12 protein-coding genes are annotated in these 14,253 nt (G+C 60.2%); 3 read left to right on the top strand and 9 right to left on the bottom strand.

Annotated features, from left to right (window positions below):
• Window positions 1-22 precede the first annotated feature (22 nt).
• The 7 genes from ASC80_RS11975 to ASC80_RS11940 form a co-directional block, all read right to left on the bottom strand.
• On the bottom strand, window positions 23-766 hold the full coding sequence (locus tag ASC80_RS11975; protein WP_056297162.1) for an ABC transporter ATP-binding protein: 744 nt from the start codon (window positions 764-766) through the stop codon (window positions 23-25).
• Window positions 763-1,482: an ABC transporter ATP-binding protein gene (locus ASC80_RS11970; protein WP_056297159.1), complete on the bottom strand. Its 720-nt coding sequence runs from the start codon at window positions 1,480-1,482 to the stop codon at window positions 763-765. Before ASC80_RS11970 ends, ASC80_RS11975 begins: the two co-directional genes overlap by 4 nt.
• Window positions 1,479-2,465, bottom strand: a complete 987-nt coding sequence (locus ASC80_RS11965) for a branched-chain amino acid ABC transporter permease (RefSeq protein WP_056297157.1) — start codon at window positions 2,463-2,465, stop codon at window positions 1,479-1,481. The genes ASC80_RS11970 and ASC80_RS11965 overlap by 4 nt, the downstream gene beginning before the upstream one ends.
• Window positions 2,465-3,364: a branched-chain amino acid ABC transporter permease gene (locus ASC80_RS11960; RefSeq protein ID WP_056297156.1), complete on the bottom strand. Its 900-nt coding sequence runs from the start codon at window positions 3,362-3,364 to the stop codon at window positions 2,465-2,467. Before ASC80_RS11960 ends, ASC80_RS11965 begins: the two co-directional genes overlap by 1 nt.
• A 28-nt stretch (window positions 3,365-3,392) precedes the next feature.
• Complete coding sequence (locus tag ASC80_RS11955; protein WP_056297153.1) at window positions 3,393-4,622, bottom strand: ABC transporter substrate-binding protein; 1,230 nt, start codon at window positions 4,620-4,622, stop codon at window positions 3,393-3,395.
• A gap of 238 nt (window positions 4,623-4,860) precedes the next feature.
• Window positions 4,861-5,478 (bottom strand): TetR/AcrR family transcriptional regulator, encoded by a 618-nt coding sequence (locus ASC80_RS11945; RefSeq protein WP_056297148.1) that lies wholly within the window; start codon window positions 5,476-5,478, stop codon window positions 4,861-4,863.
• 73 nt (window positions 5,479-5,551) lie between these two features.
• Window positions 5,552-6,724 carry an acyl-CoA dehydrogenase family protein gene (locus ASC80_RS11940; protein WP_056297145.1) on the bottom strand — a complete coding sequence of 391 codons (1,173 nt, stop codon included), beginning with the start codon at window positions 6,722-6,724 and terminating at the stop codon, window positions 5,552-5,554.
• An 84-nt stretch (window positions 6,725-6,808) separates the two neighbouring features.
• Between ASC80_RS11940 and ASC80_RS11935 the strand changes: the two genes are divergently transcribed.
• On the top strand, window positions 6,809-8,494 hold the full coding sequence (locus ASC80_RS11935; protein WP_056297142.1) for a long-chain fatty acid--CoA ligase: 1,686 nt from the start codon (window positions 6,809-6,811) through the stop codon (window positions 8,492-8,494).
• Here ASC80_RS11935 and ASC80_RS11930 read toward each other — a convergent pair.
• Complete coding sequence (locus tag ASC80_RS11930; protein WP_056297139.1) at window positions 8,476-10,683, bottom strand: amylo-alpha-1,6-glucosidase; 2,208 nt, start codon at window positions 10,681-10,683, stop codon at window positions 8,476-8,478. The genes ASC80_RS11935 and ASC80_RS11930 overlap by 19 nt on opposite strands.
• 361 nt (window positions 10,684-11,044) lie before the next feature.
• Here ASC80_RS11930 and ASC80_RS24410 point away from each other — a divergent pair, with 361 nt between their 5' ends.
• Together ASC80_RS24410 and ASC80_RS11920 are read left to right on the top strand one after the other, a co-directional pair.
• Window positions 11,045-11,692, top strand: coding sequence for a PRC-barrel domain-containing protein (locus tag ASC80_RS24410; RefSeq protein ID WP_082512610.1), 648 nt, complete (start codon window positions 11,045-11,047; stop codon window positions 11,690-11,692).
• 21 nt (window positions 11,693-11,713) lie between these two features.
• Window positions 11,714-12,973: an MFS transporter gene (locus ASC80_RS11920; RefSeq protein WP_056297136.1), complete on the top strand. Its 1,260-nt coding sequence runs from the start codon at window positions 11,714-11,716 to the stop codon at window positions 12,971-12,973.
• A 20-nt stretch (window positions 12,974-12,993) separates the two neighbouring features.
• On the opposite strand, the gene ASC80_RS11915 is transcribed toward ASC80_RS11920, so the two are convergent.
• Window positions 12,994-14,055 carry a glycosyltransferase family 4 protein gene (locus tag ASC80_RS11915; protein WP_056297133.1) on the bottom strand — a complete coding sequence of 354 codons (1,062 nt, stop codon included), beginning with the start codon at window positions 14,053-14,055 and terminating at the stop codon, window positions 12,994-12,996.
• Window positions 14,056-14,253 lie beyond the last annotated feature (198 nt).

Genomic DNA, 14,253 nt, shown 5'->3' with positions numbered 1-14,253 from the left:
AATCCGTCGCGAGAGCGGCAGGTCAGAAGTTGATGCCGAGCCAGGATTTGACCTGCTCGTGGAGATTGCCCTGGAAATCTTCCGGTGCGCCGGAGGCCGTGATTTCACCGAGGCTGAGCACGTAAATGCGTTGCGACATCGAGATCACGCGGCGCACGTTATGATCCACCAGCAGGATCGCCATCTGCTCCGATGCGAACAGCTTGATCCATTCAAAGACCTCTTCGACGATCTTCGGCGACAGTCCGATCGAGGGCTCATCGATCAGGCAGAGCCGTGGTCGCATCAGCCAAGCCTTGGCGAACTCGACCATCTTCTGCTGACCGCCGGAAAGATCGCCCGCCTGCGCCTTGAGCTTGGGGCGTAGCGCGGGAAACTTGGCCAGCATCTCGTCGAAGCGGCGGTCGACTTCGGCGCGGTTCGGCGTGCCGGTTGCGCGGCTCAGGCTTTCCAGCGGCAGGCGCAGGTTCTCGGTCACCGTCATGAACGGAAACAGGCTGGATTCCTGCGGAATGTACCAGATGCCCTTGGCGGAGAGATGATGCGGCGCCAATCCGGTGATGTCGTTGCCTTCGTAGACGACGCGGCCGCTTTTCGGCGTTAGAAATCCGCAGATCGATTTCATCACGGTCGATTTGCCGGCGCCGTTCAGTCCGATCAAGCCGGTAATTGAGCCAGCTTCCACCGTCAGGCTCAGCGAGCGCAGCACATCGATGTCGCCGATATAACCGGCGGTGACGTTCTCCATGGCGAGGACGCTGCTCATGCGGCGTGTCCTCCGAGGTAAGCTTCGATCACCTGTGCATTGTTCAGCACGTCGCGGGTCGACGCGTCGGCGATCACGGCGCCCGCGTTCATGCACACCGCGCGCGGGCACAGTTCGACGACGACCGGCATGTCATGGCTCACCAGGATAAAGGTCTGGCCATTGGCATGGCGCGACTTGATGAACTCGCCCATGATTTCCTTCATCGTGGGATGCACGGCAGCGAACGGTTCGTCCAGCAGCGCGACCTTCGGCGGCACCATGAAGCAAAGCCCGAATTCCAGCAGCTTCATCTGTCCGCCGGACAATTGCCCGGCATCGAGATGACGCACGACGCCGAGGCGGAGTTCGTCGATCAGCTCGCTGGCGCGGGTCAACGCTGCCTGCGCATCGAGACCGAGCGCACGGCCGGCGACAAGCAGATTATCGACCACGTTCATGCGTCGGAAAACACGGGTGAGCTGAAACATCCGCATCACACCGAGATGAGCGAGCTGCTCAGGCTTCAAACCCTGGCACGGCTTGCCATCGAGCAGGATTTCGCCGGCATCAGGCTGAGCATGTCCGCTGAGAATGTTCAGCAGCGTGGTCTTGCCCGATCCATTGGGGCCGATCAGGCCGACAAGCTCGCCTTGGGCGATGTCAACGGTGACGTTGTCGACGGCGGTCAGGCCGCCATAGCGTTTCACGACGCCTCTTGCGGACAGCAGGCTCATGCGGACCTCACCTTGCGAACCAGCAGCGTGAGAATTCCCCACAGGCCGTCACGGAAGAAGCGGGCGAAGATCACCACCAGCGCCGCGAACACGACGAGCTGATAGCCGCCGATATCGCGCAGCCACTCCGACAGGACGTAGACAAGGAACGCACCGGCCAGCGGTCCGACGAGGGTTCCCATACCGCCGATCACGGTCATGCTGACGATCAGGCCGGTCTGGCCGATCAGGCCGAGTTCGGGCGTCACGAGTTCGGCGAAGTGGCCATACAGCGCGCCGGCAAAGCCCGAGGCTGCCGACGACAGCGCGAAGGCCGCCGTCTTCCAGAACACCACGTCGACGCCGCTGCGCGCGGCCGCGACTTCGTCGTCGCGGATCGCCTGGAGGAACAGCCCGGCCTTGGAGCGGAGCAGGGCATAGAGGCCGATGAGCAGAGCGGTCAACACGGCAAGGAACAGATAGTACCAGCCGATCCGGCTGTTGAAGAGCGCGGGCACGCCGAGGCCAAGATCGCCGCGCGTGATCTCGATGGAGTTCGAGGCAACGAGACGGAGGATTTCGGCGAAGCTCAATGTGGTGAGCGCGAGATAGGGGCCGGACAACCGCAACACGATGCGGCCGAGGATCAGCCCGATCAGGCCGGCGACGATGATCGCAGCGATGATGCCGAGAACCGGCGGCACGCCGAAATAGGTGCCGAGCAGGCCGGTGGTATAGGCGCCGATCATGGCGAAGGTCGCAGGTGCCAGCGAGAACTGCCCGGTGTAGCCGGCGAGCAGGTTCCACGCGCCGGCGAGGATCGCGAAATACATCGAGACCACCAGCACGCCGAGCCAGTAGGCGTTGGTGACGACGGCCGGGACCAGTGCCACAACCGTCAGGAGCGCGAGCGAGACGCGGAATTCGACTTCCGTCTTCGCGGTCGAAAGCTTTGACGGAGACGCCTTTTGCGGAGTCGGCCCGGTGGTTGATGGAGTGGACATCAGACCTCCCGCCCTTTTTCGCCGAACAGACCTTGCGGACGGAACAGCAGGAACAGGATCAGCAGGCCGAGGCCGAATGCGTCGCGGTAACCATAAGACAGATACACGGCGCCGAAACTTTCAATGACGCCGAGCATGAGGCTGGCGATGATGCTCCCGGGCACCGAGCCCATGCCGCCCAATACGACGATGATGTAGGATTTGATCGCGGGGAACGCGCCGACATCCGGCGATGCGTTGATGACCGGCGACAGCAGTGCGCCGGCGAAGGCAGCGAGACCGCCGGACAGCATGAATACGATGCTGCTGGCGCGCGCGGTGTCGATGCCGGCGAGAGAGGCACCGAGGCGATTCTGCGCCACGGCCCGGATTTGCTTGCCCCAGAACGACCATTTCATCAGCGCTGCAGTGATGGCGATAACCAGGATGGCGATCCCCGCAGCTGCCAGCCGATGGCCGCTGATCAGGATCGGGCCGATCGTGACGCGACTGATGTCGACAAGGGTCGGTCCACGGAAGGCGTAAGGGCCGATCACTTTGTCGACGAGGTTGATCAGGAAGAGTGACAGACCGAAGGTGACGATCACGGCGTATTCGTCGCGCATCAGGCCCCAGGACGTGTAACCGGCATAGAGCGGCCGCATCAGCGTCCGCTCCGTCACCCAGCCGAAGGTCGCACCGACGAGGAACGCGAGTGGCAGGGCGACCCATACCGGGACGCCGAGCGCGACCGCAATTATCGAGTAGGCGTAGGCACCGACCATGTAGAATTCGCCATGGGCGAAGTTCACGATGCGCAGGATGCCGAAGATCAGCGAGAGGCCGACCGCCATCAGCGCATAGAACAGGCCGGTGATGAGGCCGTTGACCGCGAGGTCAACGGCGAGCGCTGCGTTCATCGTGAATGCCAGATGTTATTTGTGTTGTTTAGTTCTTGGGCTTCCAGAGCTTGGACGGATCGAGCGGCTTGCCCGGTTCTTCCACCAGCACCGAGTCGCTGACCTTCTGGTTCACGTCCGTCAGCTGGAAGGTCACGTAAGGCACTTCGAGCCACTGGTTGAACTTGTAGCCCTTGTCTTTTGCGAAGGTCATTTCGCCACGGGTGCCGACCAGCTTGGTCTCTCCCAACGCCTTGATGAGAGCATCGGGTTCGGTGGATTTCGCGCGCTTGACCGCATCCGCGATCACCAGCAGGGAATCCGCGGCCTGGAACAGCAGGCGGTTCGGTGCATTCTTGGTCTTTGCCGTGTAAGCGTCGCCGACCTGCTTGCCGAGTGCCGGCTGGTTCATCTTGGGATGATAGAGGCCGAACACCAGCAGGCCCTTGCCGGCTTCCTTCACGTTCTGCCAGAAGTCCGGATAGTCAGCGAGACCGGAGCCGTCATAGAACCATGTCTTGGACGACGGTGCGATGCCCTGCTCGTAAACCTGATTCATCATGATGTAAGCCGCGGGCGGCAGCATCACGTTGATGATCGCATCCGGCGGATTGGCGCGCAGCGGCAGGATCGCCGGAAGGAAATCCTTCGAGGCGCGATCGAGGGTTTCATATTTGTATTCGATCTGCGGCGCCTGCTCCTTGAGCTTGGCGCCGATCACCTTGGCGAGGCCGATGCCGTAGTCGGTGTTTTCCGCGAACGCCACAACGCGCTTGGCGCCCAAAGCCTTCATCGCAGCCGCTGCCGCATCGCCGACGCGGTTGTTGTAGTTGCCGGGATTGAAGACCTCGGCATAACCCTTCTCGCGGATCGCGTCGGACCAGCCGTTCGTGTTGACGTAGGGGATGTGGTAGCGCTTGGCGACTTCCATGCCGGCCAGCGCCGCGGAGCTTTGATGTTCACCGGTGATGGCGACGACCTTGTCGCGGGTGATCAGTTTTTCCACCGCAGCACGGGCCTTTTCCGGCAGCCCTTGCGTGTCTTCGATCACCAGCTCGATCGGGCGGCCATCTACGCCGCCGCCGTCATTGATGATCTTGGCCATCACTTCAAGGCCGTCCTTCACCTGGGTGCCTTGCACAACAGAACCCGGCGGTGATTGGGTAATGGTGACGCCGATCTTGATCGGATCAGCGGCTTGCACGCCCGAGGCGAACAGGATCGACGCGGATGCGAGAAGTCCCGCGCCCAAGGCGTTGCGGATGGAAACGATGGTCATGGGGTTGTCTCCCGGCTGGTGATTTATTTTGTCGTTTTGCCTCCGGGCAGTATGGCCAAACTGCCATCCGTTTGGCAAGCGCGGTTCCGTCGCACGCGGCCAGCGTCATGGAGCGCTCTGGATCGTTGGGCGCGCAAGGCGCTTTCAACCGGAGCAGGAGGCCATCCGGAATGGCGCGCTCGACCGCAGCCGGATCGAGGAGACGCTGAAGCGCGGCGGCGAGATCGAGTGAGGCTGATCAGTTCCGCAAAAAGCCCTCGTGAAGGGTGGAAAACACCGCCTCTCCCTTTTCGACGAGATCGTATTTCCGTCCGTAGAGGAGCCAGACGGCTGTAACGTGGCACATGCCCCCCATTAGAAGAGACATGGCCGTATAAGGGTCGAGATTCTTGCGATAGGCGCCGGAGTGAATGGCCTGCTTGATGAGTTCGACATAGCGGAGCGCGTACCTGTCGACGGCCTTTTTGATGCGCGGTTCGGATGCGATCACGCTCGGCCAGATTTCGAGAAAGAAGACACGGCCCCAGCCGGGATTTTCGCTGATGTATTCGAAGTTCGTCAGGAAGATAATCTTGAGTTGCTCGACGGCATTGCTTTTACCCGGGCTGAGCCGAGGTTCGGTCTTGTCGTAGAGCGCGGCAAAATTCTCTTCAGGCACCTCGAGGACAAGGGCTCGCTTGTCTTCAAAATAGTCATACAGGCTTGAGAGCGGTACTTTCGCGGTACTCGCAATGTCCGTGAGCGAGGTCCGGTCGATACCTTTTGCGCCGAATAATTTTGTCGCCGCGGCAAGAATCTGCCTGCGTCGTTCCTGGCTGCGCACTTGCTTCAGCTTCAGTGTCTGGGATGTCGCCACTTATCATCTCATTTATAGTCGGGCCGGGGGAGGTTCCCTTCTGCGATGCCGGAGGCCGGACAACGCGCATCCTCTAGGGCGATGCATTCCTGCGTTCATGCGTCCGGAAGGCATTCCGTGCAATGATCTGGCGCATGATCTCGGATGTGCCGTCGAGAATTCGCACCACACGCGTCTCGCGCCAAATCCGCTCAATGGGAAGATCCTTCGAATAGCCGGAGCCTCCGAACAACTGCATCGTTGTGTCCGCCACGCGCTGAACCATCTCGGCGCCGGCATATTTTGAGAGCGCAGCCGCAGCGGTACGTGCGGCCGCGTCGTCCTGGTCATAGCGCCAGGCGGCTTCGTATGCGACCAGCCTCGCGGCATGCAGCGAACTGGTCATGTCCGCGATCGTCCATTCGAGACCCTGATGATCACGCAGTTTCCGGCCGAAAGCCTCGCGCGTGGAAACGTGATCGAGGGCATAGCTCAAAAGCTGCGTGGCGGCGCCAACGCAATATGCGCCCCAATGAGTCCGGCCGGCATCGAGGCATCGCATGGCGATGGCAAAACCTTCGCCCTCTTGTCCCAGCAGATTCTCCTGCGGAATGCGGCAGTTCTCAAAAATGACTTCGGCATGGTCGGAGCCTCGCCCAGCTGCCATTTCCACGGTTCTGCCGATACGCAGGCCGGGCGTGTTCGCCTCGACGGCAAAAGCTGCGATTCCCTTGGCACCGGCGGCGGGATCGAGCGTTGCGAAAACCGTGAAAACCCCTGCGACGGTCGCGTTGGTGATGAATGTCTTTTGGCCATTGAGAACATAGTGCGCACCGTCGCGCCGCGCCGTGGTCGTGATCCGTGCCGCATCCGATCCTGCTCCCGGTTCGGTGAGGGCAAAGGCTCCGATAGTTCTGCCGGACGCCAGCTCAGGCAGCCATCGATCGCGCACGGCCGGTGTTGCGTAGAACTCGATGGCCTTGGAGCCAATATGCACGTTGACCCCGCTCAGATAGTAGAACGCAGTGTGTGCTTTCGCGACTTCCTCGATCGCCAGACAACTGCCGAGCATTGACAGGCCGAGCCCGCCATATTGCTTCGGCGTGTTGGTGCCGAACAATCCCATACGGCGCAGGCCATCCATGGCGGCGGCCGGGACGCGTCCTGTCTCCTCGACATTGCGATCGTGCGGTTGAAGTTCCGCGCGGACAAATTCACGAACCTGATTTTGCCATATCGCCAGATCGTTCGGGAGATGAAAGTGCATGGGTCACCAAAATTCGAATAATCTTCGAAAAATGTTGCGCGCCTTCCATGGAGATGTCAAGATTTTCGCAAGCTGGAGGTGGGAATGCTTGCCGGATTGATGCAACAAGTGCCGCTGTCACTGAATCTGGTTCGGGAACGGGTCGCTGACCTTTTCCCGGGCAAGCATGTAACGACACGCTTCAAGACGGGCATTCACCGGGCAATCTATGCCGACATTCTGGATCGCGCCGCGCGTCTCGCGAATTTCATTCACGGGAACGGAGTCGAGCGCGGATCACGAGTCGCGACCCTGGCATGGAACTCGCATCGTCATCTTGAGCTTTATCTTGCCGTGCCATGCATGGGCACCGTGTTGCACACGATCAACGCACGGATGACGGCGTCCGACGTCGCGATGCTGCTTGCACACGCCAATGACGAGATGCTGTTCGTCGACCGCTCGATCTGGGATGTGATCGGGGCAGATATCAATCTGCCGCCGTGTGTTCGGCATCTGGTCGTCATGGAAGACGAAGCGTCGGAAGTTGCCGGATCGAATTTTCCGGCCGGTGTTGTGTGTCACGACTACGAAGATGCAATCGGCCGTTGTGCGAGCGTGTTTGCGTGGCCGGTGCTCGACGAGAACGAGGCGGCAGGGTTGTGTTACACGTCCGGCACCACGGGCGAGCCAAAGGGCGTGCTCTACAGTCACCGGTCAACCACGTTGCATACGCTGGCATGTTTGTTCGCCGACGGGATCGCCATGCGCGAGCGCGATGTCTGCATGCCCGCAGTTCCGATGTTTCACGCCAATGCGTGGGGTTTTCCCTATGCCGCTCTTATGGCCGGCGCCGATCTTGCTTTGCCGTGCCGTCAGACCGATCCGGCAAGTCTGGTTGAACTGATCGAGGCCGCGCAGGTAACGATGGCCACCGCCGTTCCCACGGTCTGGCTGGGTTTCCTCAGTCATTTGAAGGCGGATGCGTCCGCGCTCGGCCGGGTGTCGTCGCTGAAGCGGCTGCCTGTGGGCGGCGCGGCAATCGGCCAGTCGTTCATCGAGGAATTTGCGAAGCTGGGCATCGATGTGATGCATTGTTGGGGGATGACGGAAATCTCTCCGCTCGGTCTAACCAATTCCGCCCGATCGAAGCTCGACGCCGAAGAGCTTCGGACATCGCGAACGGCGCAAGGTCTTCCAATTCCGGGGTGCCGGCTCAGGATCGTGGATGACAACGGAATGCGCTGTCCCTCCGACGGGCGCAGCTCAGGCGAACTTCAGATCAGCAGTCCGTGGGCCGCTGCAGCGTATTTCAATCGAGCCGACACAGCGTCCGATTCTTTCATTGTAGATGAAGAGCGGACGTGGCTACGCACGGGAGATGTCGCGACAATTGATCCGAATGGATTTGTGCGGATCGTCGACCGCGCGAAGGACCTGATTAAGTCGGGCGGAGAGTGGATTTCAAGTCAGGCGCTCGAACTACAGCTCATGAATCATCCCTATATCCGGGAAGCCGCGGTGATCGGTCGGCCGGATCCAAAATGGCAGGAGCGGCCTGTCGCCTGTGTTGTGCTGCAGTGCGATACGCCCGAGGCGCGGGTTCACTTTGAAGAACAGTTCCGGCCCTATCTCGCGCGTTTCTTTTCGAAGTGGCAGATTCCTGAAGATGTGCTTTTCTGGAACGAGTTGCCGAAAGGAAAAACCGGAAAGACCGACAAGATCGCTCTGCGGAAAAATATTTCCGCTGACCTGCCGTTGGGCAGCGCCAACTACGCGCCGCCGTCCTGAGCGCTCAGGTGACTGACTGAAACCTCGATGCCGCCTTTGTTGCGAAGAATCTGAAGCGAGACGTTATCGTCATAGCGATACAACGCGAAGTCGATCTGATGCTCTCCGATTTCGAGATTGCGCAGAATCAGCATGTCGAGGAACGGCGGCAGCATGGGATCGATCAGGCGGATGCGGTTACGCTCGGGCTCAACCTGCAATCCAAGGCATGCTTGCAGCATTGCGAATGGAGCGCCGCTGGCCCATGCCTGAGGTGAACAGGCCACCGGATAGAGTGTCGGCGCTTGACGCTTCTGGCGCCGGAAGCCGCAGAACAGTTCGGGCAACCGCCGCAACTCCATGTATGACGCCGCGCCACTGATGCCCTCGAACACGCGGCAGGCCTCGGCCTTGAATCCGTAACGCGCCATGCCGACCGCGATCATGCTGTTGTCGTGCGGCCAGATCGAGCCATTATGATATGACATCGGATTGTAGCGGGCCTCTCCCGCGGCCACGGTGCGCACGCCCCAGCCGGAGAAAAATCGCGGCGACATCAAGCCCTGGACCACGCGCCTAGCGTGCTCAGGGGTAGCGAGACCACCGAACAGCACGTGACCGGCGTTGGATGTCGAGACTTCACAAGGGCGGCCGTCGCCGTCGAGCGCGATTGCGTAGGTGCCGATTTGTTCACACCAGAACGCATCGTCGAACCTTACGGCCAGCGTTTCGGCCTCCTGTTCGAGCCGGGCGGCTTGGTCCGCGAATCCCAGGAGCAGGGCGGTCTTTGCGATCGAGCGCTTCGCGGCATAAACATAAGCCTGCACTTCGGCGAGCGCGATCGATCCTTCGGCCAGCCGGCCATCTGCATGGAAAACGGAATCGAACGAATCCTTCCAGCCCTGATTGGCGAGTCCGTCGGTGTTGTTGCGTGAATGACGGAGGAATCCGCTTTCATCGGTGGCGGAATGGTCGTCGATCCATCCCAGTGCGGCCTCGATGTTCGGCCACAGGGAACGGATCGTTTCGATATCGCCGGTGCGCTGTGCGTATTCTCCCGCCAGCAGTACGAACAGCGGTGTCGAGTCGACACTGCCATAGTAAAGCCCGAACGGGACCTCGCGCAGATGCGCCATTTCACCATTGCGCATCTCATGCAGGACTTTTCCCGGCTCGGCGTCATTGAGCGGGTCGATGGTCGTCGCCTGAAATGCGGCCAGCCGTGTCAGGACGCCGTGCGCCAGTCTCGGCTGACACCACAACATCTGGAGTGCAGTAATGATTCCGTCGCGCCCGAACGTGGTCGAATACCAGGGAATTCCCGCGTACGGATAATCTCCTTCCGCAGTCTCCGTCGTTAGCATGCGAAGATCGAAGAGCGAGCGTTCCAGTATCTGGTTGAAGACGTCGCTCGATGTGCCGATGGCAATTGTTCCGCCCCGACGGTCGCGGCGGGCACGGGACGCGAGCGCCATCCCTTTGAGAAAATGGGCTGTTTCATCACCCGGCTTGCCGTTGCATTTCACCGACACGAAGATGGATTTGCGCTCGTGCGGCGCCAGCGTCAGGTTGTATCGGGCGTGGCTGTCGCTGATCTGGTCGGGCTGCGGTTCGAAATGAAGCGACGTCGTCCGCTCGACATTGTCCAGCCCGTCGTACGAAAAGAAGACGTCCTGTCCGCCGAGCACCTCAGCCCGATGGGTTCCGCGCCGCGCGCGCCGCATTCCGCGAACCTCGAAGATGTCCGCGAAATCGTTCGCGAAAGCGAGGGCGATCGACATCGTCGCGCGATGGTTGCCATGGTTGCGAATACTGAAGCGGGTATAGAAGTCTTCCTGCCAGACAAAACTGGTTCGCACGATGTGGATGGTGTCCTTGGGCAGGACGAGACGATTCTTGATGTAGGTGTCAGGGTTGGTCAGATCGACGGTAAGGACAGCATTGTCGTCGCGAACGTTAGACCCGAGCAATAGCGGTTCCAGATCGTTGATGGTCAGCTCGAATCGCGACAAGTACCTTGTATCGTTGTTGAAAATTCCGTCCGGCTCTCCTGATGACGCGCCGATGTCGCCGTGGCTGTCGACCACCGCGAATGTGTCGTTAGCCTTCAGCGTGCGGCGTGGCCGCGACGTCGACCCGGTCGCAGGGATGTAGAAAGGAGTTTCTTCGGGAGACGTGATGCTTCGCACCGCGGGTGATGGGACGACCAAGGGACCAACTTTCAAGCGCGACGTTCGGGATCATATTAGACGCATGGACCGACAGTTCGGTTCCATCGACGAATCTATCATAAATTTCGCATCGCCGCAGCCACGCGGGTATCAATGCAAGGATAATCGGGCCGCTTTGGCACGGATTGTTGCTTTCTGCCTCATACTCGCCCCGTTCTTCCACAACGCTCGACATGAATTTTGGCCGTGACTTCATGTCGTTCGCCGATGGTGTGCACCGAAGTGCCGGCGCCAGCGGCGGTGAGGGCTGGGAAGTACGCATAACGTTCACCTGATGGTGTTCGATCGTTCGCGTTTCGATCGAGAGAAGGGGATTCTCATGCCTGATAACGAGAAGGTTATGCGCTTACATGCAAACGTATTCACTGGTTTCGCCGTCGCCATTTTGATCTGGTCGCAGGCCAGTGGAGTTTCTGCTGCTCAAGAGACGGTCGTTGCGGGACACGCCCTGACGGTTGGATTGCAATACGCGCAAGCCGCTGAACCGAAATCGCCGCAAGCGTCACCGCCGGCGAATTCTGCTGCGCCTGCGCCGCAGACGTCGCCTCCGGCCGCACCTGCGGCGCAGCCACCGGCGAAATCGCCGGCTGCGACCGAGACCCCCGCCATCGTCATGAACGGCCAGCAGGTTGTGAGCATTCTCAGCAAGAAAGTGCGTGGCGCGGATGGCGCCGACATGGGCCGTATCGTCGACATCGTCGCTGACAAATCGGGGCAGTTGCGGGCGGCGATTATCGATTTTGGCGGGTTCCTTGGCGTCGGCAGCCGGCAAATTGCGGTCGACTGGAATGCGATTCGCTTTCCATCCGACGGGAAGACAGACTCTGTGGAGGTCGATCTGACGCGCGATCAACTGCGTGTCGCGCCTGCCTACAAGCCGGGGGAGCAGATCGTGGTGCTGGGCCAGCCGTCTACTGTCGGCGTGCAGACGAAGCGTCCGGCCGCGGACGCTGCCAATTCAGCCGCGAAAGGTGAGCCATCCAAGTAACAACCAGCCGATGGCGTTGGCATGGATGAGAAAAGCAATGCCGATTTCAGGGATGTCACGGCCGGTGAAAATGATGCGAAGGGAAAGAGCGCATCGTCACGGAGCCGGCGGGGTCTCGACTGGTTCGTCTTCTTCGTCGCCGATGTGCAAACGGGATTCGGCCCCTTCGTCGCCGTCTATCTCACCGCCCAGAAATGGACCCAGACCGACATTGGCCTGATCCTTACGGTCGGCGGCCTGATCGCGTTGTTCGGGCAGATTCCCGGGGGCGCCATCCTTGATGCGATGCGGTCGCCGCGGCTTGCCGCAGCCCTATCGGTGGTGCTTATCGGCGTTAGCGCGTTAATTCTCGCGCTGTGGCCGGTCTTTCCCGCGGTTCTCGGGTCACGAATCCTGCAGGCCGGAGCAAGCTGTATTCTGGGCCCCGCGATTGCAGCGCTCAGTCTCGGACTCGTGCGCCGTACCGAGATCGGCGAACGGCTCGGCCGCAATGGATCATTTGCCTCGATCGGAACCGGTCTCGCGGCCGCGGGCATGGGCGCATGCGGCTATTACATTTCAAACCAGGCGGTGTTTTTCGTCACCGCCGCCTTCGTCGTTCCGGCCCTGATCGCCCTGCTGCAGATCAACACCCGCGATATCGATCCGAACCGGGCTCACGGGAGTTCAAAAACGCAGCCGCTGACGCTGGCGGCCGTGAAAAGCCTGCTGACCAACCGCACGCTGGCGATTTTCGCGTTGTGCGTGCTGTTGTTCCATCTCGCCAACGCCGCCATGCTGCCATTGGTAGCAAGCATGCTGACGCTGCAATCAAGTCAGTCGTCGGCCGCGTTGATCGCCGTCGCGATGGTGGTGCCGCAGTTCGTTGTTGCAATATTGTCGCCCACCGTTGGGCGGAAATCGCAACAGTGGGGCCGACGCCCGATCTTGCTGATCGGGTTTTCCGCGCTGGTGATCAGGGCGGTCCTGTTCGCAGCGGTCACACCGTCGGAACTGATCGTGCTGGTTCAGGTGCTCGACGGCATTTCCGCCGCGGCGCTCGGAGTTCTGGTTCCGCTGTCGATTGCCGATATCACCCGCGATTCCGGACGATTTAACCTGACGCAGGGACTTGTCGGATGCGCGATGGGGATCGGCGCATCCATCAGCACCACGCTCGCAGGTATTCTGTCTGATCGGTTCAGTAGTTCTTTTACGTTTCTCGCTCTCGGCGTGGTCGCCGCGATTGGGCTTGCTGCGGTTTGGAAATTGATGCCGGAAACGCGGCCCGAGCTGGATTGATCGGCCGGGCCGCCTGTACGTTAGCCGGCAACAAGCCTAGGCTTTGGCTTCCCGGTCATCTGGGAGCAAACTGTTTCATAGGATTTGAGATAATCCTGCGCCATCCGCGTTGATGTGAATCGTTGTTCGAATTTTTCACGAATGACGGCTCGAGACAGAGTCGAGATGTTCCTCACAGCTGCAATGGCGCTGGTCTCGTCTTCAACGACGAAGCCGGTCACGCCGTCCTCCACGATCTCAGGCGCAGCCCCCCGATTGTAGGCGATGACGGGCGTACCGCAGGCCATGGCCTCTATCATGACGAGGCCAAACGGTTCCGGCCAGTCGATCGGGACAATCAGCGCAATTGCGCCGCTCAGGAATTTCGATTTTTCACTGTCCGTGATCTCGCCGATGAAATCGATGTGTGGCTTTTCGATCAGATGACGAATCTGAGCATCGAAATAATCCTGGTCCGCAGGGTCGACCTTTGCGGCAATTTTGAGCGGCAAGCCGCACCGCTCCGCAATATGGATCGCGCGATCAACTCTTTTCTCTGGCGAGATGCGGCCCAGAAATGCGAGATACGAAGGTGTGACCCCTTCAGGCTGCAGAAGGTTGATCGGTAAACCGTGGTGGACGGTGTCCACCCATCGCGCCTTGTGAATTGGGCGGCGCTGAGAGCTCGAGATCGAAATCAATGGGATCGATGAAAACGTATCGAACACCGGCTGATGCTCAGGCAGATCAAGTCTGCCATGCAACGTTGTCACGAAGGGTATGTTCTGGCGGGACATCACCGAGAACGGATAGTAGTCGAGGTGAAAATGCAGGATGTCGAAGTCGGCAGCGCGGCGGCAAACCTTCTCGATCATCATCATATGAAGTGCGTTCGGATCGCGCACTGAGCCGTCAAGGCGCAACGCCCGTGGCCACATCGGTGAAAGCGTTGCTTTCGTGATGGAATCTCCGCTGGCAAACAGCGTGACATCGTGGCCGAGCGACACCAGTTCTTCGGTCAGCCACGAGATGACCCGCTCCGTTCCGCCGTAAAGTTTCGGCGGGACAGCTTCGGTCAGGGGAGAAATCTGCGCGATACGCATAGGTGTTGCCTCCATTGTGGCGGCCGCGGACATCTTTCAGGTGCCACAGGATCGCCCATTAAAGCTGGAAGGGTCGTGCTTCGAGCGGGCAGCATAGAAGGAACTCAACTGTTCCTTTGGTCATACAACAAGCCAATCATGCTCACGTTCCATACGCGGCCGGTTCATCTCATGAACGGTTTCTTCCACCGCCGTTGA

It is taken from the genome of Afipia sp. Root123D2, assembly GCF_001425835.1.
GTDB lineage: Bacteria > Pseudomonadota > Alphaproteobacteria > Rhizobiales > Xanthobacteraceae > Afipia.
The sequence above is the reverse complement of the archived record's forward strand: the minus strand, read 5'-3'. Positions and strand labels throughout refer to the sequence as shown.

What these genes read in the sequence shown, in the direction of transcription:
- ASC80_RS11920 (WP_056297136.1), top strand. Translation starts at nt 11,714, where the DNA reads ATGGATGAGAAAAGCAATGCCGATTTCAGGGATGTCACGGCCGGTGAA.
- ASC80_RS11965 (WP_056297157.1), bottom strand. Translation starts at nt 2,465, where the DNA reads ATGTCCACTCCATCAACCACCGGGCCGACTCCGCAAAAGGCGTCTCCG.
- ASC80_RS11970 (WP_056297159.1), bottom strand. Translation starts at nt 1,482, where the DNA reads ATGAGCCTGCTGTCCGCAAGAGGCGTCGTGAAACGCTATGGCGGCCTG.
- ASC80_RS11955 (WP_056297153.1), bottom strand. Translation starts at nt 4,622, where the DNA reads ATGACCATCGTTTCCATCCGCAACGCCTTGGGCGCGGGACTTCTCGCA.
- ASC80_RS11940 (WP_056297145.1), bottom strand. Translation starts at nt 6,724, where the DNA reads ATGCACTTTCATCTCCCGAACGATCTGGCGATATGGCAAAATCAGGTT.
- ASC80_RS11975 (WP_056297162.1), bottom strand. Translation starts at nt 766, where the DNA reads ATGAGCAGCGTCCTCGCCATGGAGAACGTCACCGCCGGTTATATCGGC.
- ASC80_RS24410 (WP_082512610.1), top strand. Translation starts at nt 11,045, where the DNA reads ATGCGCTTACATGCAAACGTATTCACTGGTTTCGCCGTCGCCATTTTG.
- ASC80_RS11935 (WP_056297142.1), top strand. Translation starts at nt 6,809, where the DNA reads ATGCTTGCCGGATTGATGCAACAAGTGCCGCTGTCACTGAATCTGGTT.
- ASC80_RS11915 (WP_056297133.1), bottom strand. Translation starts at nt 14,055, where the DNA reads ATGCGTATCGCGCAGATTTCTCCCCTGACCGAAGCTGTCCCGCCGAAA.
- ASC80_RS11960 (WP_056297156.1), bottom strand. Translation starts at nt 3,364, where the DNA reads ATGAACGCAGCGCTCGCCGTTGACCTCGCGGTCAACGGCCTCATCACC.